The organism is Rhodococcus sp. 05-340-2, from assembly GCF_002258915.1.
GTDB lineage: Bacteria > Actinomycetota > Actinomycetes > Mycobacteriales > Mycobacteriaceae > Rhodococcoides.
In genome coordinates, this window is record NZ_NOYU01000010.1 from 32,614 (window position 1) to 57,473 (window position 24,860).

The 24,860-nt window shown below is 66.0% G+C and carries 19 protein-coding genes; 5 read left to right on the plus strand and 14 right to left on the minus strand.

Annotated features, from left to right (window positions below):
* Positions 1-50: 50 nt before the first annotated feature.
* The gene (locus CH271_RS04515; protein ID WP_094632820.1) at positions 51-1,055 is read left to right on the plus strand and encodes a DUF1839 family protein; all 1,005 of its coding nucleotides are present in this window, start codon (positions 51-53) and stop codon (positions 1,053-1,055) included.
* Complete coding sequence (locus CH271_RS04520; RefSeq protein ID WP_094632821.1) at positions 1,052-3,472, plus strand: glycoside hydrolase family 2 protein; 2,421 nt, start codon at positions 1,052-1,054, stop codon at positions 3,470-3,472. Before CH271_RS04515 ends, CH271_RS04520 begins: the two co-directional genes overlap by 4 nt.
* A gap of 43 nt (positions 3,473-3,515) precedes the next feature.
* Here the strand turns inward: CH271_RS04520 and CH271_RS04525 are convergent, their stop codons facing one another.
* The 12 genes from CH271_RS04525 to CH271_RS04580 form a co-directional block, all read right to left on the minus strand.
* The gene (locus CH271_RS04525) at positions 3,516-4,478 is read right to left on the minus strand and encodes a glycosyltransferase family 2 protein (RefSeq protein ID WP_037194019.1); all 963 of its coding nucleotides are present in this window, start codon (positions 4,476-4,478) and stop codon (positions 3,516-3,518) included.
* Positions 4,475-5,332 (minus strand): glycosyltransferase family 2 protein, encoded by an 858-nt coding sequence (locus CH271_RS04530; protein ID WP_094613278.1) that lies wholly within the window; start codon positions 5,330-5,332, stop codon positions 4,475-4,477. The genes CH271_RS04525 and CH271_RS04530 overlap by 4 nt, the downstream gene beginning before the upstream one ends.
* 213 nt (positions 5,333-5,545) lie before the next feature.
* The gene (locus CH271_RS04535; RefSeq protein WP_094632822.1) at positions 5,546-7,798 is read right to left on the minus strand and encodes a hypothetical protein; all 2,253 of its coding nucleotides are present in this window, start codon (positions 7,796-7,798) and stop codon (positions 5,546-5,548) included.
* Positions 7,779-9,065: a glycosyltransferase family 2 protein gene (locus CH271_RS04540; RefSeq protein WP_094632823.1), complete on the minus strand. Its 1,287-nt coding sequence runs from the start codon at positions 9,063-9,065 to the stop codon at positions 7,779-7,781. The genes CH271_RS04535 and CH271_RS04540 overlap by 20 nt, the downstream gene beginning before the upstream one ends.
* Before the next feature lie 48 nt (positions 9,066-9,113).
* Positions 9,114-10,085 (minus strand): glycoside hydrolase family 16 protein, encoded by a 972-nt coding sequence (locus tag CH271_RS04545; RefSeq protein WP_230596395.1) that lies wholly within the window; start codon positions 10,083-10,085, stop codon positions 9,114-9,116.
* Positions 10,082-10,786 (minus strand): DUF998 domain-containing protein, encoded by a 705-nt coding sequence (locus tag CH271_RS04550; protein ID WP_052047957.1) that lies wholly within the window; start codon positions 10,784-10,786, stop codon positions 10,082-10,084. Before CH271_RS04550 ends, CH271_RS04545 begins: the two co-directional genes overlap by 4 nt.
* Positions 10,783-12,063, minus strand: coding sequence for a hypothetical protein (locus CH271_RS04555; protein ID WP_094632824.1), 1,281 nt, complete (start codon positions 12,061-12,063; stop codon positions 10,783-10,785). Before CH271_RS04555 ends, CH271_RS04550 begins: the two co-directional genes overlap by 4 nt.
* Positions 12,060-13,760 (minus strand): lipopolysaccharide biosynthesis protein, encoded by a 1,701-nt coding sequence (locus CH271_RS04560; RefSeq protein ID WP_179274817.1) that lies wholly within the window; start codon positions 13,758-13,760, stop codon positions 12,060-12,062. Before CH271_RS04560 ends, CH271_RS04555 begins: the two co-directional genes overlap by 4 nt.
* Positions 13,757-15,529: an alpha/beta fold hydrolase gene (locus tag CH271_RS04565; RefSeq protein WP_256986274.1), complete on the minus strand. Its 1,773-nt coding sequence runs from the start codon at positions 15,527-15,529 to the stop codon at positions 13,757-13,759. Before CH271_RS04565 ends, CH271_RS04560 begins: the two co-directional genes overlap by 4 nt.
* A gap of 44 nt (positions 15,530-15,573) precedes the next feature.
* Positions 15,574-16,521, minus strand: a complete 948-nt coding sequence (locus tag CH271_RS04570; RefSeq protein WP_037194027.1) for an amino acid--[acyl-carrier-protein] ligase — start codon at positions 16,519-16,521, stop codon at positions 15,574-15,576.
* Positions 16,521-17,675, minus strand: coding sequence for an acyl-CoA dehydrogenase family protein (locus tag CH271_RS04575; protein WP_037194029.1), 1,155 nt, complete (start codon positions 17,673-17,675; stop codon positions 16,521-16,523). The genes CH271_RS04570 and CH271_RS04575 overlap by 1 nt, the downstream gene beginning before the upstream one ends.
* Positions 17,676-17,679: 4 nt before the next feature.
* The gene (locus tag CH271_RS04580; RefSeq protein ID WP_037194242.1) at positions 17,680-17,937 is read right to left on the minus strand and encodes an acyl carrier protein; all 258 of its coding nucleotides are present in this window, start codon (positions 17,935-17,937) and stop codon (positions 17,680-17,682) included.
* Between the two features lie 268 nt (positions 17,938-18,205).
* Between CH271_RS04580 and CH271_RS04585 the strand changes: the two genes are divergently transcribed.
* On the plus strand, positions 18,206-19,642 hold the full coding sequence (locus tag CH271_RS04585) for a hypothetical protein (RefSeq protein ID WP_143546005.1): 1,437 nt from the start codon (positions 18,206-18,208) through the stop codon (positions 19,640-19,642).
* 175 nt (positions 19,643-19,817) lie between these two features.
* A complete protein-coding gene (locus tag CH271_RS04590; protein ID WP_094633157.1) occupies positions 19,818-21,698 on the plus strand; it encodes an Hsp70 family protein in 1,881 nt (626 codons plus the stop codon).
* Between the two features lie 6 nt (positions 21,699-21,704).
* Here the strand turns inward: CH271_RS04590 and CH271_RS04595 are convergent, their stop codons facing one another.
* Positions 21,705-22,229: an Lrp/AsnC family transcriptional regulator gene (locus CH271_RS04595; RefSeq protein ID WP_170945762.1), complete on the minus strand. Its 525-nt coding sequence runs from the start codon at positions 22,227-22,229 to the stop codon at positions 21,705-21,707.
* 116 nt (positions 22,230-22,345) lie between these two features.
* Here CH271_RS04595 and ald point away from each other — a divergent pair, with 116 nt between their 5' ends.
* Positions 22,346-23,428 carry an alanine dehydrogenase gene (gene ald / locus CH271_RS04600; protein ID WP_037194034.1) on the plus strand — a complete coding sequence of 361 codons (1,083 nt, stop codon included), beginning with the start codon at positions 22,346-22,348 and terminating at the stop codon, positions 23,426-23,428.
* Positions 23,429-23,443: 15 nt separating this feature from the next.
* Here ald and CH271_RS04605 read toward each other — a convergent pair whose 3' ends face one another.
* Positions 23,444-24,802, minus strand: a complete 1,359-nt coding sequence (locus CH271_RS04605) for a YibE/F family protein (RefSeq protein ID WP_094632826.1) — start codon at positions 24,800-24,802, stop codon at positions 23,444-23,446.
* Between the last annotated feature and the right edge of the window lie 58 nt (positions 24,803-24,860).

Here is a 24,860-nt window from a genome sequence, read left to right on the forward strand (position 1 = left end):
CAAATGCGGCTCGGGGACCGTCCGACATTCGATCCGGTAGGAGAGGCTTCATGTCGAACGATGCAGTGCTGGACAGGCTCGGGACCAGCCTACGAGTCCTGGAACTCGACCCCATCAGTTACCGACCACACCCGATACACAATCACGACCGCATCTGGACCGAAACCAACTGTTACGTCGACCTGTGGATCGAAGTTCTGCACTCGTTCGGTGCAGATCCCACACCCGCTCTCGCCTTCGTGCTGAGCGCCGGCTGTGACGGGCGACAGTGGGACTTCGTGAAGATCGCGCCCGAGGACCTGCGCACCCTGTACGGCATCGGCGTCGCCGAGATGAACGTGTGGCGTCCTGTGCTCGAGCATGTCGTCGAAGGCCTGGAAGACGGCATCCACGTCACCGTGGAGGTCGACGGCTTCTGGCTGCCCGACACCGCGGGGACCAGCTACCGCAACCAGCACACCAAGACCACCATCGTGCCGAACCTCGTCGATCGCGACGGCAAGGTGATGGGCTACTTCCACAATCGCGGCTACTTCGAGCTCACCGGGGCCGATTTCGACGGGATCTTCAATCTCGCTCCGGAACCGCACGCCGAGGTGTTGCTGCCGTACGTCGAGCAGATCAAGGTGGACTCCACGGTTCTCGACGCCGGTTTCGGTGATCGTGACCTCGATGTCGCTCGCGCACACCTGGCACGCCGCGCTCCGGGCAACCCCGTCGACGCGCTGGCTCGCCGCATCATCGCCGACATCCCGCTCGTGCAGACCGCAGGGCCCGACGCATTCCACCTGTGGTCGTTCGGCCTGCTCCGGCAGTTCGGTGCCACGGCAGAACTGGCGGCGAACTACGTGCACTACCTCGAAGGTCGTGGCGTGACGGGAGCCGCCGCCGCAGCGCCGCACTTCCTCGACGCCGCCTCCGGTGCCAAGGCCGTTCAATTCCGGATGGCGCGCGCCGCACGTGGCCGGGATGTGGTGCTCGACGAGCCGCTGATCGAGATGAGCAAGAACTGGACGGCCGCCATGGACATCGTTGCAGGTGCATTGGGCGCGTGATCGATCTGCTCGACGGCGCTCGGTGGCGGCTGGCCCGAACCGACGCCGGTTCCGTTCTTCACCCCGAGGACCTACGCGAGGATCTCGACTGGGTCGACGCAGTGGTGCCGGGCACGGTTGCCGGCGCGCTCGGAGACTCACTCGCGGTGAATCCGGACGATCACGACTGGTGGTTCGTCGCCGACGTCCCCACCGGTGGCCATCGCCGGGTTCGAGTGAGATTCGATGGCATCGCGACCCGTGCGCAGATCTGGATCGATGGTGTCCAGCGCAGAACCGTGGCGTCGATGTTCGTTCCCGAGACTCTCGATCTGACGGACTGCGGTGACACCGTCGCTATCGCCGTCCACGTCGAATCGCTGGCAGCACATCTGAAGTCTCGACGCCCCCGCGGTCGGTGGCGATCGTCGCTGATCGCCGCGCAGGGGCTGCGACACGAACGGACGACGATGCTCGGTCGCGCACCCGTGTACGGGCCCCTTCCGGTACCCGTCGGGCCGTGGCGTCCGGTGTCCATGACGGTGATCCCGGACGTTCGTCGCGTCGACCTGAGGACGGCGGTATCGGGTACGGACGGCGTCGTCACACTGCGCGCCGACCTGGATGCTCCCGGGGTGGCTCGAATTCTGATCGACGACAGGGCCTTCGAGCTCGGAACCGTCGAGCGCATCGACCGGGCGGTGACGTTGCCCGGCGTCGAACTCTGGTGGCCGCACACGCACGGCCGACCGCGAACGTACCGCGTCGCACTCGAGGTGGACGGCATCGTCCATCCCATGGGATTCGTCGGGTTTCGCACGATCGAGCTGGACCGTACTGCAGGCGGCGCAGTGCTGACGGTCAACGGCGAGAACATCTTCTGCCGCGGAGGAACGTGGACCCCGCTGGACCCGGTGCGGCTGTGGTCGCCGGAGGCCGACCTGCGGGCTGCTCTCGAGCAGCTCCGATCGGCGGGCCTGAACATGGTGCGCATCGTCGGCACCCTGGTGTACGAGCAGCCCGAATTCTGGTCCCTGTGTGCAGAACTGGGCATCATGGTGTGGCAGGACGTCATGTTCGGCACCATCGACCCGCCCACCGACGACACGTACACCGCGGCAGTCACCCGCGAGCTCGACGCGTTCGCCGACATCGTCTCCGCCAACCCCGCCCTGATGGTCGTCAGCGGCGGAAGTGAGACTCAGCAGCAACCCACGATGTTGGGTCTCGCAGCCGAGGATCAACGAATGGAGATGCTGGACAGCATTGTTCCTGATTTTCTGGCAGATCGCCTGCCCGCTGTGGCGTATGTGACATCGAGCCCGTCCAGCGCTCAGGGGGAATTGCACACCCATGTGGGTGACGGCATCGCGCACTACTTCGGGGTGGGCGGATACCTGCGCCCACTGTCCGATATCCGAACTGCCGGAGTGCGTTTCGCGGCAGAGTGCCTGGCCTTTGCCGTTCCCCCGGAACGGGCGCAGGTGGAGAAGTTCTTCGGGTCCGCGGCCGTCGCCGGGCACCACCCGGACTGGAAGACCGCCGTCCCACGTGACCGTGGCTCGTCCTGGGACTTCGAAGACGTGCGAGATCACTACGTACGTACGATCTTCGGCGTCGATCCACACCTGATCCGGCGGGACGACGCCGAGCTGTACCTCGATTACGGTAGGGCGGCGATCGTCGAAGCATTCACCGAAGCGTTCGGCCACTGGCGTCGAGCATCCTCGGGGTGCGCCGGAGCCCTCGTGCTGACGTTACGAGACACCGTGCCCGGCGCAGGCTGGGGCATCGTCGACACCGGCGGCGTGCCCAAGGCACCCTTCTACGCGTTGGCGCGGTCCAGCGCCCCGGTGGCACTGCTGTTGTCCGACAACGGACTCGACGGCTACTCGGTGGAACTGGTCAACGACGGACCGGCGCGCTCGGGCAGTATTCGAGTGGTGTTGCACGCCTTGCGCGGCAGCCACGAGTTCGAGCGCACGGTGAACGCCCCGGCGAATGGATCCATCGCACTGACGGTGGATTCCATCGTCGGCACCTTCACCGACGTCAACCATGCCTACCGCTTCGGCAGCCGAACCTACTCCGCCGTCACCGTCCTGTTCCTGGACGACAACGGCGTCGAGGTGACGCGAACCACCGCACTCGTCGGCGCGCAGAGCCGTCAGAACACGGTGGGATTGACCGTGGATGTCGTCGAAACGGATTCTGGGACATGGGAACTGACCGTCCGGTCCGACTGGCCGGCGCAGTACGTCTGCGTCGACATCGACGGCTTCGAGGTGTCCGACTCGTGGTTCCACCTGGCACCGAACGAACCTCGTACGCTGACTCTCGTCAGTCGTGGCGCGAGTGCACCGCGGGGACATGTGCGCGCGCTGAACTCCATGGAGCGGGCCTCGGTGGCGCCGAAGGTCGTGAGCGGAAGCTCGTAGTGGACTACGAATTCAGTCCATGGCCCACGCCGTGCACGTGCCGCTAGCGGCTCGTGCTGAGTTTTCCTCGGGCATAGCCGATTCCGGCCGCGCCAACACTTGCCACCACGGCCATCGCGCCCCAGGCACGCACCGGGTTGCCGCGCGCAGCGGCGCTGGTCTCCCTGCCGACCGCGCGAGGCAGAATCTTGGCGGTGTAGGCCCGCTCCGAGGACAGTGCGTCCTCGGACCCGATCAACCGGGCGATGGCGGCCTTGGACACGCCCTCGGCGTAGCTGCGCGTGATGAGGTAGCGCGGACGAGTGCGGTCTGCACTGACCGTGTGATCGACGACGATCGAGGGATCGAACACGATCTGCGCATCGGGATGCGTCTGGCGCAGACGGATGCACAGCTCCGTCTCCTCGCAGCCGAGCGGGACGCGTCCGATCCGGCCGATGCCGGAGACGAATCCGCCGAGTGCGACGACGGGCTCACGGCGGAACGACATGTTCGCGCCCATGAGATTGCGGACCTGAGCGGTTTCCGTCGGCTGCCCGCGGTAGGTGCACCCGACGACCCAATCGAGTTCGCCGGGTTCACCCACTACCTCGGCCGGTAAGAAGGCCGGACGCTTGTCCGGCCATACCGGGTATGCAGAGCCCCCAACGGCGTACACGGCATCATCCGAGTAATGGGACAGAATGGCTCCGAGCCATTCCGTGGTGCGCGGTGAGGCGTCGTCGTCCAGGAAGACGACGATCTCACCGGTCGCGAGATCGAGCGAGGTGTTGCGCGCTCCGGAGAGGCCGCGAGGGTGGTTGTTCTCCACCACGTTCACGGTCCGGTGCAGCGGCGAGAACTCGTCGTGTGCCCGCTCCGCCAGTTGCGCGTTGTGATCGATGACGATGATCAGTTCGTCGGCAGGCACATCCTGGTCGAGGACGGCCGTCACGGCGGTCCGGAGTTCGGACCATCGAGCCAACGTGTATGCGCAGATGACTACCGAGGAAGTCGGCAGACTCACGCCGTCTTCTCGCGAAGTTCGAGAACCTCGTTGTACGACTCCAGAGCCTCGAACTCGAGGTCCATGTCGGTACGGGCGTCGATCGACTCCCGCAACGGGCGAACGATGGACTTGCGCTTGATCCTGCGGGCACGCATGCGTTCGGTCATCAGAGTGCGCAGCACCCGGAAGCCGTCGGAGAAGGTCCGCAGGTTGCTCTGGCCGTAGATGCGAGCCAACTCGACGCTCGGCACCTCTTCGATGCGCACGGACGCCTCGGCGAAGCGGCAGTTGATGATGGTCTCGATCTCGAAACCGTCGCCCCAGAGCATCATGCCCTCGGCACCCGGCTGATCGACGACGGGCAGGTCGAGGACCGGCACCAGATCGCGCCAGAAGGCGTTGTAGCCGTAGCAGAGATCCGAGAAGCGAGTTCCGAAGAGCGTGTTGGCCACGAGGTGCAGTCCACCGTTGCCTGCGCGGCGCAGCGGCGTGATGTCGTGGCTTCCGCCGCCTTCGCAGAACCGGCTGCCCTTGGCGAAGTCGGCACCGGCGATCAAGGCGTCGACGAAGCGCGGGATCTCGGCAGCATCGGCTGAGCCATCGGCGTCGAACATCACGATGATGTCGCCGGTAGCGGCCTCGAAGCCGCAGGCGAGCGCGTTGCCCTTGCCCTTGCGGGTCTGCTTGATGATGCGAATGTCACCGCGGATCTCGCGAGCGGCGTCGATGGTGCCGTCGACGGATCCACCATCGACCAGCACGAGCTCGTAGTCGTGTGAGAGCAGGGGGAGGACGTGACGAAGGTTCGCGGCCTCGTTGAGCGTCGGGATGACGACACTGACGCGGGGATTCTGACGATTCAACATATCCATTCCACATGGGTCGAGTGCGATGGGCAGATGTCTCCGAGCTCCGTGAAACGACCCCCGCCGCATCCACAGACAGTGCCTCGCGATCGTTCTGAAGCGCAAGAACCTGTTTCCTTTGACTGAAAGTAAGCTTAAAAGATGCGACTGGTTTGTCAAGCTGCAAACAAACCAACTGGGAGATTGTTTGGAGATTCACGTCATAGTTTGTGACGCGAATCAACGAGATCGGTACTGGTAGACGATCGTGTTGACGTCCTGATACCGCACCGACCACGCTGAATTGGTCGCGAGCCACTGGCGGAAACGAGCGACCGCATCGTCGGCGACGAACCCGTAGTACTGCATCGCCTCGAGCGACTGACGGGTGAGGACCATGTAGGTGGGTGTGTCGCTGATCGACGCGTTGTAGTCGATCTGGCCCAGCTTCTCGGGCGTCGGGAAGCCTTCCATGTACTCGGGGCCCAGCGCGTAGAGCGGTACGTCCCAGTACTCGTTCGCCTCGGTCAGCCGTCCGTAGTCCGACGTCGACCGGGCCGGGTAGCCCGAGGAGTACAGCATCGTGATCGAGGTGCCGGACGGCGACGCCGCGGCCACCGCTCGGGCGTCGTCGATCTGTTCGCGATGTTCGAGCACGATCGGCCACAGGCCGAAGTAGCTCTGCAGGCCCAGCACGGCGGAGCCGAGGGCCCCGGCCGTGGCGACCGCAACCGATGTCCGTGCGGTGAGCCTGCGGGCTCGGGACGGGCGATCCTGGGACGGTGTGCGATCGAACAGTGCGAGGAACATCGGCGTGATCAGCAGTACGCAGCCGGGGATCGCGTAGAGATACACCCGGAAGATCGCCTCGCCGCCGTAGCTCTGCCCTGCGAGCAGCATGATCGACCCGAACGCCATCACCATCGGTGCCCAGAACGTCTTCTTGGTGCGCCAGGCGTAGATCGCCGAGGCGAACGCCAACACGAACACCCCGCCGGACAGTGCGCGGCATACCAGTGACGTGATCTGTTTGCCGAGCACGCCCTCCGCCTCGACGTTGCTCGCGGCGTTCTGCACGGGGTCGAACCCCTGGAAAAGTCCGTACGGCGCCACGATCGGCAGTCGCGGATACAGGTATCCCAGCAAGATGATGCCGAGCGGAATCATCAACCACCACGGCTTGGCTCGTCGCGTCACCAGCAGTACGCCGGCGACGGCCATCAGCCAGTACGGCGTCAGCTGGTGCGTGGGGACCAGGGCCGCGAACGGAACGATCGACAGGAACGCCGCGGCTCGGGTGAGCGACGAGGACATCAGCAGCGCCAGGAAGCCCACGGCGAGCAGTAGGGCCCAGGCCTGCGGTGAGTAGTAGTCCTGGCCGACCCAGTTGATGACCTCGGCCAGCATCGCCGCCGTGATCGCTGCGCGTCTGTCGAACTTCATGACCCGCGCCAGTCCGTACACGGCTGCCGCGAGCACGACGTGGATCATCGGCGCGAACACGTGCGCCAGAGACAGCGTGTCGTATCCGGTGACGTGTTGGAACCAGGCCGAGACGAGGAAGAAACTGGGCCACTCGCTGTAGATGTCGACGCCGCTCGGAGCCAGCCGGTTCAGATCGAGCACGAACTCGGTGACGGCGACGTGCTTGTACGTCCAGTCGTAGATCGGAGCGGAGGTGACGAGGGTGACGGTGAATCGCTGTACCGCGATGGCCAGCCCGATGGCGACCAGCATGGTGCGCAGCTGATGACGTCGCAACGCGATCAGGAACGCCGCCATGATCAGAACCATGCACAGCACCAGTCCCGGGCCGGTTCCGGCGGTCAACAGTCCGAACTGCGAGTACGTCGCGCGCTCGAGACCCGGCAACAGCGGTAGCCACAGAAAGAACGCCAGCGCCAGAATCAGGCCGGCAACGTTGCGTCGCAACGTCTCGCGGTCGGTCAGGACGAATTTCACGGCGGCGAGGGCGGACGTTCGCGACGACGGTGAGACGACCTCACGGGCCCGCGAGAGCCACACCGGCAGGTCGGGACGGCCGTGCTTGCGGTACCACAACACCGACGAGCCGATCAGGGCCACACACAGCCACAACGTCCACATCCGGGGCGACCAGCGGTATCCCCACATCGCCACCGACACCATCAGTGTCACCACCGAGATGCTCAGGATCGGCAGGGCCGCAGGAACCGCGGTGCGCGGGATACGCACCCACGACAGGATCGCGGCACCGGGTCCGAAGAACAGCAGGACCGTCAGAAGCACGACGCGAACCAGCGTCGGCAGCGCGATCATCGAGGCCAGACCGGACAGGGCGGCGAGAACGCTGATGTCGGAGTAGCGCAATCGGCTACCCGCACGCCGCCGAGTGCCTGCAGCGGAGTCGGTGGTGCCGACGGGCCAGTCGACGGTCCAGTCGGACGGGACGAACAGCTTGTGCCGCAGATCCGCGATGGATCGGTATCCGGAATCAGTCGAGGACAGGTTCACGGCTCACCCCCGCCAGAGGAGTGCGCTCGCGCCCTTCGCGTCTGCTGCGCCGGATGGCCGCGGGGCCCTTGGCGATGGACAGCAGTTCCATCCGGCCGATGCCGTCGGGCAGGTCGGCAGCGAGATCGTCGGGAGGGGAGGCGACCTTGCTCATCTTGGCCGACAACCGAATTGCGCTGCCGAGTCGGCGGACGGCCACCGTGGCGGCCAGCGTCGCCGATCTGCGGTCGGTGGCGACCGTGTACAGCCACGCACCGAGCCCGAGCCCGTACCCGCGCGCCTGCACCGCCAACGCCTCGGAATCGGCGCGGTGACGGTGCCACACGATTGCCGCAGGTTCGTACACGAGCTTGTCGCCGGCCATCAGGACGCGGAAGAACATGTCGAGGTCCTCACCGCCGTTGGTCGGGGATCCCACTCCCAGTGCCTCGTCGAATCCTCCCAGATCGAACATCCGGCCGCGGTCGACCGCAAAATTGGCTCCGGTTCCGTACATCCCGACCTGGAACGGAAACAGCGGCACGTCGGCCGGAGGATTCTTCAAGTCGTAGACCCGAGGCGTCACCGAACTCGCCCACCCGACACGACGATCGAAATACGCCTGCGCCTGAGTTCTGATCTCCCCACTCGGCACGATGCCGGACACACACGTGACCCGATCGGCCCGCCCGAAGCCACGCGCGATGCTGCGCAACCACCTCGCGTCGACGGCGACGTCGTCGTCGGTGAAGGCGACGATGTCGTGTCGGGCCGCCCGCAACCCCGTGTTCCTCGCCCTGGACAGACCTGCCGTCGGCTCGGACACGACGCGAACACGGGGGTCGCCCAGCCCGCGAACGTACTGCTGTGTGGCATCGGTCGGGGATGCATTGTCGACGACGACCACCTCGAAGTCGGGGTAGTCCAGAGCGGACACCGACGCGAGCGCACCCTTCAGATGGCCGACTCGGTCGCGAGTGCAGATCACCACGGTGATCGGCGGCAGCGCCCGATCGGGGTCGGGCAGAGCGTCGGGCATCGGAACCTGGGCGAGCGACATGGCTGCCCGTCGCGCGTCTTCTGCCGCGATCGCGCCGTCGACGACATCGAGTTCGACGAAGCCCAGCGGGTCCAGTCCGCGTCGGATCAACAACCGGGCGCGGCGGTAACCGTCGGAATCGTCGAGGGCGAGAGACTCCGGCAGATCCTGCTCCAGGTCGATGTCACCGATCCACACGGCACCGTCCCATTCGGGAGACTGGAGTCTGGGGAGCGCGGGAGGTAACACGGGGAGGGTCCTTTCGGGGTGACACGTACGGGCAGGTGGAGCGGAGTCTCAGTCGGCGCGATACCGCACCCAGTCGACCGTCATGGTCGCCGGGAACGGCGTGGAGTTGTCGGTTGGACCGGGCCAGTCGCCGGCGACGGCGACGTTGAACAGCAGGAAGAACGGCTTGTCGAAGACCCAGTAGTCGTCGCCGCCGATCAGGTCGTCCGGAGTGACGGTGGCCAAGGTGGTGCCGTCGATACCGGTGGTCACGCGACCCGGTGAACGCTCGACCCAGTAGGTGTGGAAGTTCTCGGACAGCGGCTCCGGCGGGATTCCGCCCGCGTCGACCTTCTGACTCGTCAACGAATCGGGTTGGGGGGCATGGATTCCGGTGTGGTACTGATCGGCCTGGTTCAGCGTCTCCATGACGTCGATCTCGCCCGAGAGCGGCCAGCCGACGGAGTCCAGGTCGGTACCAAGCATCCAGAACGCCGGATGCAGGCCTGCTCCGGCGGGCATCTTGATCCGAGCTTCGATGCGGCCGTAGGTGAACTCGAACTTGTCCTTGGTGGTCACTCGGGCCGAGGTGTACCCATCACCGTTGCGCATGGCCTTGATGACCATGTTGCCGTCGCCGTCGAGAGACGAATTCTCGGTCGAATCGGTGTAGTCCTGCTTCTCGTTGTTGCCCCAACCGGTCTGTCCGACATCGTGACTCCACCGGTCGTCCGCCACCGCATCGCCCGCCGTCCCCGAGAAGTCGTCGTAGACGGTGAATCCGGGCTTGGTGGCTGCAGTGTTGGACGCCGACGTCGTGGAGGTGGCGTCGACTGTGCCCTGCGCAGTGCCGCCGGGATCGGAGCGGTGCGTCATCCCGTACACGGTGCCGGTCACAACCAATCCCAGGACGATGAGGAACGCCAGAACGGACGGCCAGCGCCGTCGTGGAGGCTCGACGATGAGCCCGGTTCCGGGTAGCCGCGAAACCTCGACGGTCCCCGCTCCGGACTCTCGGCTCGATGCGGCGTGACGACTCACGCGGTCTCGTCGACGTTCTTCGGTACTCGCGTCGCGTTGAACTGCGAGACCGACAGCACGACTATGCCCACGAGAAGGGCATAGGTGGCGATGCGTTCCATGGTGCCGATGCCGAGGCCGAATTCGTGACCGCTCATGTAGGCGAAGTATCCGGCCAGACCGACGGCACCGAGTGCGGTCACGACGGTGCGAATGCTGCGTCGCAGACTCCGATGCCCGCCGGCGATGACGAGGCCGAAGTTTCCGAAGACGAAGAACGCGGTGGCACCGAACGAATGGATCGGGTAGTTCACGCCCTGGTTGACGACGCCTGCGGTGATGGCACCCACGCCTGCGACGAGGAAGAACGACGCGGCTCTACCGTCGATCCGGCGGACGATGTACCAGGATGCGCCCACTGCCGCGATCGCCACACCGAACAGCACCATCGAGGCGTTGAGCAAGACGTAGAGCTGGCTGCACGGCCAGTTGCCGGTGGGACCGCAGAACGGGATTCCGAGTTCGCTGATGTAGTTGTTCCGGTAGCTGTAGAGCCCGCGCCACGTGGCCGAGACGATGTACTCGACGAGGACGAACTGCACCACCGACAACCCTGCCCAACGAGCGACATGGGCGACGAAGCCCGATCGCACCGGTGCCTGCGTGCTCGACGATGGCCGGTTCGCTTCGGGTTTCGTGGGGCGCTTCGCTTCGGTGGTCATGCAGTCTTCTCCTGAGGGGCCAGCAATGCGAGGGGGTTCGCTGCTACGAGATCGAGTGCGGATTGCACGGTGTGGCTGTCGAAAACATTGTCGTGGAACGACGCCGAGACGAACACGACCGAATCGATGGTCTCCATCGTGATCATCACCGACTCCGGTTGGCCCGGATCGGCGATCACGAAGAAGGCGCGGTCGGCGGGCTCGGCAACCCAGGAGATCTGCTCCAACTGCCTGACTCTACCGAGATCGGAGTACATGAGCTGGACCTTCGGATCCACCGGGACGCGGTCGCCGAACACCCCGGAGACGGCCTTGTGTTCGCGCTTGTACTTGATGGTGCTGATCGTCGCGGATGCGATCGGACGGCCCTTGGCGATGGCACCGGACAGTGCCCCGTGCACCTCCCCGGCCGAGGTGGGATCGATGTCCGAGAACCGGATCCCGGCAGCGAAGTTACCGAGCACGACCGCCGACAGCGGAAGGTAGCGGCGGCAGTCGAAGAGAAAAGCTGCGGAACGATCGAGCGAGAACGATGTGCGCGCGAACGCCGCGGCCACGGCCGCGCACATCACCGCGCTGACACTCGCGCCGGGCAGGTGGGATTCTCGCCACTGCCGGATCGCATCGGTGGTACCCGACGGCGTTACCACGGTGGCCACCGCAGCGGACGGTGCCCACGGCCGAAAAGCCGTCGGCGATGCGGTGTCGGGTGCGGCGGCCATGACCGTGGATTCGCGCTTCGAGCCGGGACGTACGCGGTCGTAGAGCGTGTCGACGACGTTCCTGGGATTTCGAATGATCCAGCGCAGCAGTGCTTTTCGAAGTGGGTGGCCGTCGACGGCACTGTCTGCCCACGTCGGAAGCGGTGCGTCGGGGCGTGCGTCGGCCAGGTACGCGAACAGATCGACCGGCAACAGAGCGTCGCCGAGACCGTGATTGAGATCGAGGAACAGGTAGCGGCCCGCCAGACGAAGTCGAAGAGGAATTTCGGGCACGGACGCGTGCGAGAACACGGTGAGTTCCTTGGCCAACTGCTCGTGACCGACGGCGGGTCCCTCGGCGATGTGCTCGAGTACCCGCTCCGGCTCGTAGACCCAGCCCGCCGAAGATTGGTCGGCGCGCAGACCCAGCCGCGTCGCAGGACCGATCGAGGCCAGGGCCAGTACCCGGCTCTGCACTCGTGCGAGATCGCCGAAGTCGGCGGGTCCCAGCACGGTCACGATGCGCGAATCGGACCGCAGCATGTCCAACGAACTGGCGCGATATGTCTGAGTCATGGTGCCGTCCTGTGCTGGGCGTGGACAGGGATACGACGCGGTGACGATTCGTCGAGGGGCGGCGGACCGTCCTGTGGCTCGCGGCGAGGCGGTTCACGGTGTCGAGGTTCGGCGTGTCGGGGCTCGCCGTGGCGGGGCTCTCGATGACGCGATCGAGGTGCACGGGCGTCGCTGTCGTCGATCGGCCCGCGGGGTCCGGGGGAGCCCGACGGGCCCTGGTCGTCACCGGACTCGCCGGAGCTGCCTGCGGACAGCTCGCGGATCCAGCGCACGAGCGGCACGATCAGCACGACGGCACCGAACGCCTCTGCGGCGAGGTACGCCCAGCCGACGGCCGCGATGCCCATCGACGACGACAGGCCGATCGATCCGCCGATGATGATCGAGGTGGCCACGACCTGCACGATCACGGCCAATCGCATGCGTCGACGGACCCGCGCCAAACCGTCGTAGAGGGAACCGACAACCGAGAGCGGGATGGTCAGCGCGGCCAGTTGCACGATTATGGTGCCCTGGTCGCGGTAGCCCTGGCCGATCAACCCCAGACCGAACGGTGCGAAGAAGGCCAGGAAGATCGACCCACCCACCGCGACGATGCACACCAGGGTCATGAACCGCTTGGTCAGGCGGTGGAACTGTTCGGGGTGGGCGGCGACCTCGGCCACGTACGGTCCGATCAACACGCTGATCAGAATGTACAGAGCGCTGACGATCGACCAGGTGAGCGAGAAGTAGGCGTTCTGCTCGGCGCCGAGGGTGGCGACGACGATCATCGGCACCAGCAGCGGAGCGAGCGATCCCAGCGCGGTGATGCCGTACGCCGAGCCGAAGTAGGCCCACATCTCACGCCGGGGCGGCAGATCCGGCTTGCCGGCGTACCGCTGTTCGGTGCGGACGTTCTTCATGATCGCGCGCAGGACGAAGATCGACGCCACGATCGCGGGGACCGCCCAGGCAGAAATGATCGAGGTACTGCGCTCGGTTGCGAAGAGCGCCAACAGCATGACGAACTTGAAGACGGCGTGGAAGACGTTCTTGGCAGCCGCCCAGCGAGCGACGCCCAGGCCGGACGACGTCTGATCCTGCAGCGCGAACACCGCGAGCACGGCGACGAAGAACGGGAACGAGACGATCTCCGCGGTGTTGGTGAACATCTCGTCTACCGGCGCAACCAGCAGGAAGCCGCCGCCGAGCACGAACGCGAACGCGGTGACGGTGAGGTAGCCGCGCACGATGAACGTCTTGGCCAACCGGCCCGAGATCGGCAGGAACCGCTCGTACATCGAACCGAGGCTCAGATTGGACAGCGTCGAGAGCATCACCGCGGAGGTGATGACCGCCGACGCGCTGCCCACCTCCGCCACGGGATAGAGCCGGCCGGCCGCAGCCCAGAACAGCAGGCCGAGTGCGCCGGTGATGGCCGTCGAGAGCATCAGGGCCATCGAATTGAGCGCGAGGTTGCGATCGGACGCCTTCGATCCCGGCCCCGTCTCGGGTGCCGGGTGCCGGGTGGCCTCCTCGGCGACCGGAGATACGTCGACCGAGTGCACGGCATCGTGCCGAGGCACGGTCTGCACCGGCATCGTCGGGCTGTTCATCAGACCCAGGTCGAACCGAGCCGGCTCGACCGGATACCACCGAAGCTGTTCGAGCTGTTCGTGCTTGGGCGGCAGGATCCTGGGAGCGCGGTGCTTCACAATCGAACCTTCCCCACCGGCACGGGAGGCGACGGTGCGGCGATCTCGATGTCGAAGGCAGCAGCAGTGGCCGCGAGAAGTTCGGCGCGCACGTTCTCTCGCAGATCGCGACCGTAGAGCGAGTGATCACCGGACTCGAAGGAGGTGACGGTGGGTACGGACGATCGGCGCTGGAGCCGGCGCATTCCCTCCGGGCCGCGGTTGGTCTCGAACCAGGCGGTGTCGCTGGGGGAGAGCAGAACTCGCGTCTGCACCTGACGGTCGCTGAGAATGCGCAGCGAGATCTCGGGAACCTGGATCAGTCCGCGTCGCCCGAGCCAGATCCACAGGGCATACGGAATCCGCGGCTGCAGTGCATTCTTGGTCGCCACACCCCAGTGGTGCAGACGATCGAGTGCGCGAGCCCGCAGTCCCGTCTCCTCTGTGTGCATCGACGAGCGCTTGACGAATTCGAGACGACGAGTGGTCCAGTCGAGGGTGTTGAGCAAGACCGCGGAACGAACCCCCAGTTCCCGGGCGGCGAAGCTGGAATACCAGGAGCCGGAGCACATTCCGGCCACCAGGACGTTGTCCGGGGTGGTTCCGGACTGTCGGACGGCAGTGAGAGCGTCCTCGTTGCCCTCGTCGCTGTAGAGCCGGGTCAACTCGCCGTCGCAGACGCTGCCGCTCTCGCCGGTGCCGCGTCGATCGAAACGCACCGTGGAGACCCCGAATCGAGGCAGGAGCCGGGCCAGTTCCACCCACATGCGCACCGGACCGACGCGGTGCTCGTTGGCGGTGGGGTACAGCACCACGGTCGGTCCACCGGCCCGGCATCGATCCGAGGTGGACCGAATCGCGAAAAGCTGTTGGTCGCCCAGATATTCGATGTTCTCGTGAATTCCGTCGACCACGAACCGCGACCGACGCTTCACCTCGAGCTCGGCGGCGGGTACCGCCGGGAACTTGGACGCCGTCCACGTCGCGAGGTGAGCGATGTCGGACGTCGGGATGATGACCTCGAAGTCGCTCGGCTCGAGAAAGTCGTCGTGCGCGGTCAGCGTGTGCTCCTGAGCCGAGAGAGCCTCGACGAGCTTGCGTACCGGCTTGGTATCGCCTCGCTCGGCGCGGGTGGCGACCAGCACCGGCGCATCCGTCTTCGTCTTCGCGGCATCGAGCGCGGAGAAGTCCGCGGCCGAATCCGGATGCAGCACAGCGCCGATGATCGACACCCTGGGATCTGCGTCGGAGTCGGTGGTCACGCTCACCGAATACAGTGCGCGCTGCTCGTGCAGATACGACCGTCCTTTGACGACCGGATCCCACAGCGTCATCGCGGTGAGCGGCCCGCACTCGGCGGCGACCGAACACGCCAACAAGGCACCGACGCGCAGACCGACGAGGCCGACCTCGGTCACCCCGCAACCGCGAACGTAGTCGACGGCCTCGACGATGCTCCGCTGCCAGTGTGCGACCGCGCCGGGCTGATCCTGATCGCCCCACGAATCACCGGTACCGCGGTAGTCGAACCGCAGCACCAGAAGTCCCTGCGCACAGAGCTTCTGCGCCAGCAGGGTCATGCCGCGATACGAGTCGACCTGCTCCTTGCCGAGCGGCGGGCACAGGACGACCCCGCCGCGTGCCCGACCGCCGGACGGCACGTGGACGGTGCCGAACAGCGGTGAGTCGGACGGGCCGAACCACATCGGGTACTTGCCGCCCGCCGTACGCGAAGAGGACTCGGCGGGAACTGAGCCGATGCGCCGGGGCGCGGTGCGGGAGAAGTTCACTTCAATGAGTCCTTCGTGTACGTACACGGGTAAAGCGGTGTCGGTCAGTTGCGCAGTGCGGCAGGCCAGCCCGACCGATCGAGTCCGTGGGTGCGGAGCATCGCCAGTGCGATGCGCTCCATACCGAAACCGACGCATGCGCTGTGGGCGGGTTCGCCGTCGGCGGTCTCGATGCCGAAGGTGTGCCCGAAGTGATCACGGTGGCAGTTGCACGAGACGACCGCGGTGCCCTCGTCGAGATCTCCGTAGAGCTTGACGACCAGCTCGGTCTTGAGATTCTCGTTGCGCTGGTTCGCCGCGAGCATGCGTCCGGCGCGACCGAAGAAGGGGTCGTTGGCGATGACCGCCTCGGCTTCCAGTCCCAGATCTGCCAGTACCTGGAGGCCGCGCGGTACCCAGCGTTCGCGGTGTGCGACCGCCTCGTCGGGAGTGCCGACTCGAACGAACTCGTGCATCCGAAATGCCTGCATCCGAGCCGGATCCACCGCGGGCTCGTGCCGGAAGCAGTAGCCGTAGATGTCCATCAGCGTGCCCTCTTCGGGCAGCGTGCCGGTGAGCATCGAGTACGACGGATGGCAGGCGGCCGAGACCAGCATGGTGCCCGCCGAATGCAGAAAGTGATCCCAGTCCTTTCCGTCGGACCTCTCCGCCAACAACGCTGCATGTTCCTTGTTGTCGCCCTCGAACGTGTTGATGGCACCGGTGAGGTTGGGGAACGACGCGATGTAGTCGGTGCGCTCGAACGCTTCCCGGGGGAAGACCGGAGCGAATCGGAACCGCGTGGCCTGACGGCCGTGCTCGGCGACCCCGGCCTCGGTGACGCGGGCGTCGACGAACTCGATGATGTCCTCGAATTCGCCACTGCGCCCGTACAAACCGGGGATCGAGCTGGGTACCAGCAAGCCGGCGTCGATCAGCTCGGCGCGAAAAGACGCTCGGGCGGAGTCGAGTTCGCTGATGTCTGTCTCCGGTGCGGAGTGTGTGGTGGTCATTATTTTCCCTTGTAGACGAGGGAGAGCTGGGCGTTGTGCCCCAGGATGCGTTCGTTGCTGACCATGATCGCGGACCCGTGCGCGTCCCGAAGATGACGGCCGATGCTCATCTCGCCGTCCTGTCGGTACCCGGAGATGCCGCAGATCTGCAGTGCCTTGCCGACGATGTCGATGACGAGCGTCGACGCGGTGACCTTGACGTTGTTGATCTTGAGCGCGAAGCCGATGGCTCCGAGCTCGGCCGGACTGTCGGCGACGGCCTCGAACTTGGCTGCGGCACCGAACACCGTGTCCACCAACTGCTCGTGCACCACCATCAGCTCCGCGAGGCGAAGCGCGCTCGGCGGCGGCGTTCCCGGAGTCTTGCGTGCGGCCTTCTGTACCGACTTGCGGGCCTTGGTGACCGCCGCGTCGGCAATGCCGAGCCACGCCGATCCCCACAGCACGTGCGCAACCGGAAGCATGGTCTGAGCGGAGATATCGCCGTAGTTGTCGCCCAGGATGTTCGACGTCGTGGTGCGTGCGTCCAGCATGAAGCCGGGGCTGCAGGTGCCACGGAAGCCGAGGGTGTCCCAGGTGCCGGTCTTGACGAGCGTCACGTCGGGCTTCTCGCACACCACGAGCACCTGATCGCTCGGCGGGCTGTCGACGCTGCGCCGCGCCGTCGCCAACACGATCTGTGCGTACTCGCCGTACGAGATGACCGGTGCGTTCTTGCTGAGCGTGATCTGCTCACCGTCGTACTCCACCGCACAGCTGCTCGAACGGACGTCGCCACCGATGTTGATCTCGGTGGTGGCCGACGCCACCAGTATGCGATCGGTCACAATGCGACGCTGCAGGTCTGCCATGGCGTCGGACTTGCCGTGGCGGACGATGCTGAGCACCTGCGACTGGTGCATCACGAAGATCATCGCCGTCGATGCGCACTCGGCACCGAGGGCGCGCGAGATCCGGGCGATGTCGGTCAGTGTTGCCCCGCCTCCGCCGAACTCCCGCGGAATTCCGACCCCGAGCAGGCCGGCGTCGCGCAGCGCATCCACCGATTCGGTGGGAAAACGGGCATCGCGGTCGACCTCGTCGGCATAGGTCCGCAGTACGGCCAGCACGTCGGTGATCGACTGGTCGATCGAGCTCTCGTAGACGGTGGTCATGGCCTCAGTCCGTCAGCTGGGCGATGGCCGCGGCGATCGCGCTGATGCTGCCGAACGTCGACTTCTGCAGCATGGTGTCGGGGAACTCGACGTCGAATTCGTCCTCGAGCGCGATCATGACGTTGACGCTGGCGTGCGAGGTGAGACCGCTGTCGTAGAGATCGGCGGCCTCGTCGATGCCCTCCACGGGAACCGGAAGCTTTCCGAATTTCTCCAGCACGGTTCGCACTCGAACCACGTCGTGAGCATTGAGCGTCTGCATCGAAACCTCCACCGATCGCGTTAACCACGAGACCGGACGGCCTCGTCGTCGACTCAGGGTCGGCTGGCTGTGCGCCTTTTCGACCCAAAGTCTCCCCAGACCCCTCCAAACAATATCGTAGATTGTTTAGTAGCGTTACCGGGATGCCCGCATCGGGCTTCTGGACCGCCGTACACTTCGAGTGGAGCGGGGGCTCGTACGGGCGCCGGATCGGGCGTCGAAACACAATCTGTGAAGGACTGTCTGGTCGATGGGTGGAGTCTGCGGGGTGTCAGTGGGTACCGGTGCCGTGCGCATCGCGTACATCGCCGACGGCCGCCGCCTCGAGGACTCCATCGATGCCGAGGGCGCACACGACCTGCTGCCCGGCAAGCTCGTCGACCTCGGGCCGTTCGAAGACATCGTGCTGGCCGGATGGGACACCGCAGCGGTGACGGCGTTGCTGGAGACCCTCGGCGACGGCACTGTTCCGAAAGCCCGCATGGTCGAGGAGTCCCGCGCCCTGCTCGCCTACGCCCGCACCGTTCCGGAACTGGCCGACAAGGACTACGTGCTGGTCGTTGACCTGGGCAAGAAGGGGCTCTCGGCAACCGCACTCGATGTCGCGGGCGAGTACGTCGAGTGGACCGCACGCACCGTCGACATCAGTGGCGACCGCTTCGACGAAGTGGTTCGAGGCATCGTGATGGCCAAGGGCATCCTCCCTGCTCCGGTCGGACCCGAGGGCGATCAGGAATATCAGGCCTTCTTCCGTGAGCTCAAAGAGTTGGTCAGCTCGTCGGTTGGCGTCCGGGCACCCAACCGCGGTCCGATGTTGCTCAGCCGTAAAGAATTCGAGCGAGAGATCACCCCGCTCGTCTCCGATGCATTGGACTGGGCCTCCAAGCAGGCCCCCGACGCAGTACTGCTGATCGGCGGCGGTGCAGGCATTCCCGCGGTGCGCACCATAATCGAAGACAAGTGGAACGTTCCCGTCCACGTGCCCGACGCGCCTGCGATGGCCGTCGCCAAGGGGGCGGCACTCGACGAAAGACCCGTCGAAGCCCCCCTCGACGCCGATGTGGGAATCATCACTGTCCCGGACGATGCGTCGGAACTGCTCGATGCGCCCGAGGTGCTCGCCGCACCAGACACCCTCGCCGCACCCGACACACTCGATGCACCGGAGACGACCGGCCTCGACACCGTCGAGGAGTGGATGGTCGACGGCCTGACCGTCGACCAGCTCGCGACCGAGGATCTGACGATCCCGTCGACCACCTTCGATACGGACCCGGCAGCCGTCGACCTCGACGAACCTGCACTCCTGCAGCCCGATGTTCTCGAACCCGCGGTTCTCGAACCCTCACCCGAGCCCGGTGTCGTCGCCGAGCCGGTTCGCCGCGGCTCACGCACCTGGTCGGTGCGTGATGCGTCCGTGCTCGCTGCCGTGAGCCTGTTGATCGTTGCGGTGGTGGGACTGGTGTTCACCAGGGGAAACACGCCGCCGCCCACTCCTTTGATCGAGCAGCAGGTTCCCGTGGATTCCACGTTCGCCGCGCAGCTCTCCGCCGCCGCCGGTCCGGCCGACGGGGCCGCTCCCGGTCCCGCCGAGTTGCCCGTCCTGGGGCCGGCCCGACTGTCCGACGCGGACCTGTACGAGCGGGTGTTCACCTACGACGGCGAGTTGTACTTACCGGCTGTCGATGCGGAGCTGCCGGAATAGACCGCGGGTTCGGTTCGTGCCGGCCCTATGGGGAGCGAGACGGGTTTCGTCACGTCCGGGTGCGCCCGCCTCCGGGGCGCGCGCCCCGCCGATTCGGCCGAAGCGGTAGCCTGGCGCTCTGGACGAGCTGTTTCGCGTCCCAAGACAACTGCCGATCGAAGTGAGGCCGAAGACCGTGACTGTGCTGCTTGGGGTGTCCATGGGGACCCGGGCCGTGCGCACGGCGCAGCCCCGAGCCGAGCAGTTCGGGGCACCCGTCGCCGACCCTTCGGGCCTGGTCACCGACATCGACCGGCCTCTGTTCTTCCGCAACGAACTCATCGACAGCGTCGGCGGAGACCTTCCGCATCTGGCCGCCGAATCGATCGGTGCTGCAGCCGAAACCGAGCCCGAACTCTCCACCGGCGTCGCGTACCGCGACCCCCGCCAGGCCGACGCGCTGCATGCTGCCCTCGCCGGGGCGCACCTGCACAACTACCACCTGGTCCACGAGGTGGAAGCTGTCGTCGAATACCTGGCCGCAACGGGCGAAGCGCGCAACTGCAGCTCCGTCGCCCTGTTCGACCTCGGAAGTTCCGGACTGACCGTCAGCGTCGTGGACCTGGTGCAACGCACCGTCATCGCCTCGCAGCGATCCGGTGAGTACAGCGGGGATCTGTTCGACGCCTACGTGCGCAACAATCAGCTCCAACGCCTCGGCAAGCAGTCGACCGACCCCGACATTTCCCTGTTCGAGAAGCGATGCCGAATCGCCAAGGAACGCCTGTCCACTCAGGACGCCGTGTGTCTGCCGGATGCGAGCGGCATGATCCTGCTCTCGCGTGAGAACTTCGAGCTGCTGATCACCGACCTGCTCGACGAGGCCGTCGAGTTCGCGCGCGAGGTGATGATCGGGGCCAACGTTCCCATCGACGCCGTCGTCCTGATCGGCGGCGGTGCCCGCATGCCGATCGTGCAGAAACGAGTCGGACCGCTGCTCGAACTGCCGTCGATCGTGCCGACCGAGCCCGAGACCGTCGCGGCACGTGGAGCGGCACTGGCCGCTCGGCCGCATTCGCGCACACGCACCGTGACGCGACGCGTACCGGACGCCGGTCGGCCGGTGGAGTCCACAACGTCGATCGCAGCCGAACCCGCATCGCGGGTGCGCTCGGAGCCGGTGTCCACTCCAGTGCCGCCTCCGCTACCCGCGCCGGTCCGACCGGTTCCGGCTCCCACGGCAGCGCGTCCTGTCCCCGCCCGGCCCTGGATCGCGGCGGCGCAGGTCGAGGCACCGCTCACCGAGGGCTCGCATTCTCGGGACACGGTTTCCGAGATGCCGGTCGAGCCCGCCGGTACGGCGGCAGGGTTCGCATCCTCCAGATTCACCGACTCCGCCGAATCCGTTGCAGTCGATTCGGTTCCGGACACGTCACCGGTAGTGGAAGATGTTCTCGACGACCACGTGCAGGGGGCGCGGGTCGACGGGGAGGTCGTTGCGGTGAGCGCGAACACGGGGGATCCGTCTGCCGAGGGCTCTGCTGCCCGGACCGAGGCAGAAGACGACGGCAAGCCGGTTCCGTTCCAGCTGAAGAACGTCTACTGGCTCGACGCCGATTACGACGACGACGACGGCGAGGACGATCGCACCCGGGCTCGGCGCAAGCTCCGCACCGGAGGCGTTCTCGCGCTCGGTCTCGCGCTGGTGGTGGGCGTCTCGGCGTTCATGCTCACCCAGCAGAACACACCGCAGGTGGTCGACACCTCGGTCAGTCGCAGTCAGACCCAAGCTCCTGCTGTCACCACCACGGCACCGCCCACGTCGGTCACACCCGCTCCTGTCCTGCCGCCGCCCGCGCCGGCACCGACCACTTCCGTCGAACCGACCACGGTGCCGCCGGAGACCGAGGTCTACCAGGAGCCGTGGACGCCGGAGCCGACCACGACGACGGCCGAGCCTGCTCCGCCGCCCGTCGAGAGCGTTCCTCCGACGACGCAGCAGCCGCCTCCTCTGATCCCGGGTTTCCCGGACTTCACGTTGCCGGTGTTCCCACCGGTCGCTCCTGCTGCACCCTGATCGAACTCACTTGTCCGCGTGTGTGTTTCGCGGTCGGATGTGCTCGAAGATCAGGATGGTCTCGGTGGCGGCCACAGCGGGGTCGGCGCTGAGATTCTCGACGACGAAATCACGAAGCGTGGCGGTGTCGACGGTCGCCACATGCACCAGGAAGTCGTCCGCACCGGCAATGAAGTAGATGTTCAGCGTTTCCTTCCGTGAGGCGATCTTCGATCCGAATTCGCTGATGCGTCGGCGAGCATCTGCTTGCAGCCGAACCGAGATCATGGCCTGGATGCCCTGGCCGAGTGCCTCGGGATCGATCTCGGCGTGGAAGCCGCGGATGACGCCGCGCTCGACGAGCCCGCGAACCCGCGCCAGTGCGGTCGACGGTGCAATACCGGCCGCAGCGGCGAGTGCGTTGTTGGGTGTGCGAGCGTCGCGACGGAGCTCGTCGAGCAGGATGTGGTCGATCCGGTCCAGTGGAATCGACCGAACATCGTTCGGCTGAGTGCCCGCTCCACCCGTCTCGAATGAACTATTGCTCGCCATTCGGCGATCGTACAGAATTTTGTTCACATCCGTTGCAGGTATTTCGTAGATAATTCATAGTTGGCCTACACGGATGGAGCCACGGCTTCACGTCACCCACCACCGAGGAGGCCGCCATGAAGATCGGAATTCCACGCGAGATCAAGAACCACGAATACCGGGTAGCCATCACCCCGGCGGGCGTGCACGAACTGGTCTCGCGAGGACACGAAGTGATCATCGAAACCGAAGCGGGAGCCGGTTCGTCGTTCACCGATACCGACTACAAGGCCGCCGGTGCGCAGATCCTCACCGATGCCGCCGAGGTCTGGGAATCGGCCGAGCTGCTGCTGAAGGTCAAAGAACCTATCGCCGAAGAGTATTCACGCCTGCGCAAGGGGCAGGTGCTGTTCACCTACCTGCATCTCGCGGCGTCCAAGGCGTGCACCGATGCGCTCCTGGAGTCGGGTACCACCGCCATCGCCTACGAGACCGTCACTGCGCCGGACGGTTCGCTGCCGCTGCTCGCGCCGATGAGTGAAGTCGCCGGACGACTCGCCCCGCAGGCCGGTGCCTACCACCTGATGTCCAGTGAGGGCGGCCGCGGAGTTCTGATGGGCGGAGTTCCCGGAGTGCGACCCGCCAACGTCGTGGTGATCGGAGCCGGAGTCTCCGGAAAGAACGCCACCGCAATCGCTTTCGGCATGCACGCCGACGTCACCGTGCTCGATCTCGACGTGAAGGCGCTGCGCGCCATCGACGATCAGTACCGCGGTGCCGTCAAGACTCTGGTGTCGAATGCGTACGAACTCGAACAGGCCGTTCTCGCAGCAGATCTCGTCATCGGCGCAGTGCTGGTGCCCGGAGCCAAGGCACCGAAACTCGTGTCCAACAGCCTGGTTCAGCGCATGAAGCCGGGTTCGGTTCTGGTCGACATCGCCATCGATCAAGGCGGCTGCTTCGAGGATTCGCACGCCACCACCCATGCCGATCCCACCTACAAGGTGCACGAGTCGGTGTTCTACTGCGTCGCCAACATGCCCGGTGCCGTACCGCGCACCTCCACCTACGCGCTCACCAACGCGACCCTGCCGTACGTCGTCGCACTCGCCGACAAGGGTTGGGAAGCTGCCTGCGAGGCGGACTCGGGTCTCAAAGCCGGGCTGAGCACGCACAACGGTGCGTTGCTCTCGGAGACCGTCGCCGCTGCCTTCGCCTGACGAGCGGCAGCGGCTCTACGCACTGTGGCGGCCGGAGCCCCGGGTCTTGCGGGTGGGTACCGCGGCCCGGCGCTCGGCGCGGTTCGAGGTTCCGGTCACGGTGATGGGGCGCGCCAGTAGCACCGCGATCGCCGTGGTCAGCGGAACCGACAACGCCAGCGCCACGCCGCCCACCGCGGAGCGGACGATCTCGATGGCCACCGAATCGCCGGTGAGCACGTCCTGGATGGACCGATCGGCGACGCTGAAGAGCAACAGCAGTGGGAGCGCACCACCGGCGTAGGCGAGCACGAGGGTGTAGACGGTGCTGGCGATGTGATCGCGCCCCACCCGCATCGTGGCGGTGAAGATCTCGCGTCTCGATGCAGTCGGGTCGACCGAGGCGAGCTCGAAGGCCGCCGACGCCTGGGTGATCGTCACGTCGTTGAGTACGCCGAGCGAGCCGATGATGAAGCCGGCCAACAACAGACCGGTGACGCTGACGTTGCCGATGTACGTCTGGACGGCGGTGTTCTGTTCCTCGGACAACCCGGTCAGGTGGGTCATGCGGATGGCGACATAGGACAGCACTGCCGCCACCGCCATCGAGGTCAGAGTGCCCAGTAGTGCCGAGCTGGTGCGCAGATTCACCCCGTGCGCCAGATACAGCACGGCGTAGAGGATCACCGCGCCGGCGACGAGGGCGACCGGAATGGCGGGTGCACCGTCGAGCAGTGCGGGCAGCATGAACACCACCAGCACGGCGAACGCGATGAGCAGACCGACCAGCGCGCGGAACCCTCGCCAGCGGGCGACGATGCAGATGACCACGGCGAACACACCGACGATCAACGCCAGCGGCAGGCCGCGGGAGTAGTCGTTGAAGGAGTAGCGGACACCACCGGACGGATCGGTCTGGAGGACCAGCCGGATGTCGTCGCCTGCGCTCAGAGTCGGTTGTCCGGGGCCCGGCGCGATCTCGAGTACCGTCCGTTTGCCTGCGTCCTCGCCAGTGGTGATGTCGACGATGCTGCGTTGACATTCGTACGAGTCGTTGACGGCGGGTGTCGGGTTGCCGGTGAACGCTCGACCGGCGTCGGGGCTGCCGCAGGTCCCTATGCTCTGCGAGGTGATGGTGCCTGCCTCGGTGGACACCGCACCTCCGCCGGAGGTCTGGAACGGCAGCGGGATATCGACGTTCTGCTGGCTGGGCCACAGAGCGATGGCACCGCCGATCACGGCAATGGCTATGGCGACCAACAGTCCGACGACGACCTTGGCTGCCACCGGTCCCAACGGCACCGGTGCGTCGCTGTGGCCGTGCCCATGACCGTGACCCACATGAGATCCGAGGCTCGGCCTACTGCCGTCGGGAGTATTGCCGGTTGATTCCACGGTGCCAGGCTAGTACGGGGCCGGGCCGTTGCCCGATGCGAGGAGCTCGGTGGCGGGG

Excerpts from the sequence above, each read along its gene's own strand:
- CH271_RS04530 (WP_094613278.1), bottom strand. The coding sequence starts at position 5,332 with ATGGATATGTTGAATCGTCAGAATCCCCGCGTCAGTGTCGTCATCCCG.
- CH271_RS04595 (WP_170945762.1), bottom strand. The coding sequence starts at position 22,229 with ATGGCGAGCAATAGTTCATTCGAGACGGGTGGAGCGGGCACTCAGCCG.
- CH271_RS04550 (WP_052047957.1), bottom strand. The coding sequence starts at position 10,786 with ATGACCACCGAAGCGAAGCGCCCCACGAAACCCGAAGCGAACCGGCCA.
- CH271_RS04515 (WP_094632820.1), top strand. The coding sequence starts at position 51 with ATGTCGAACGATGCAGTGCTGGACAGGCTCGGGACCAGCCTACGAGTC.
- ald (WP_037194034.1), top strand. The coding sequence starts at position 22,346 with ATGAAGATCGGAATTCCACGCGAGATCAAGAACCACGAATACCGGGTA.
- CH271_RS04575 (WP_037194029.1), bottom strand. The coding sequence starts at position 17,675 with ATGACCACCGTCTACGAGAGCTCGATCGACCAGTCGATCACCGACGTG.
- CH271_RS04570 (WP_037194027.1), bottom strand. The coding sequence starts at position 16,521 with ATGACCACCACACACTCCGCACCGGAGACAGACATCAGCGAACTCGAC.
- CH271_RS04555 (WP_094632824.1), bottom strand. The coding sequence starts at position 12,063 with ATGACTCAGACATATCGCGCCAGTTCGTTGGACATGCTGCGGTCCGAT.
- CH271_RS04580 (WP_037194242.1), bottom strand. The coding sequence starts at position 17,937 with ATGCAGACGCTCAATGCTCACGACGTGGTTCGAGTGCGAACCGTGCTG.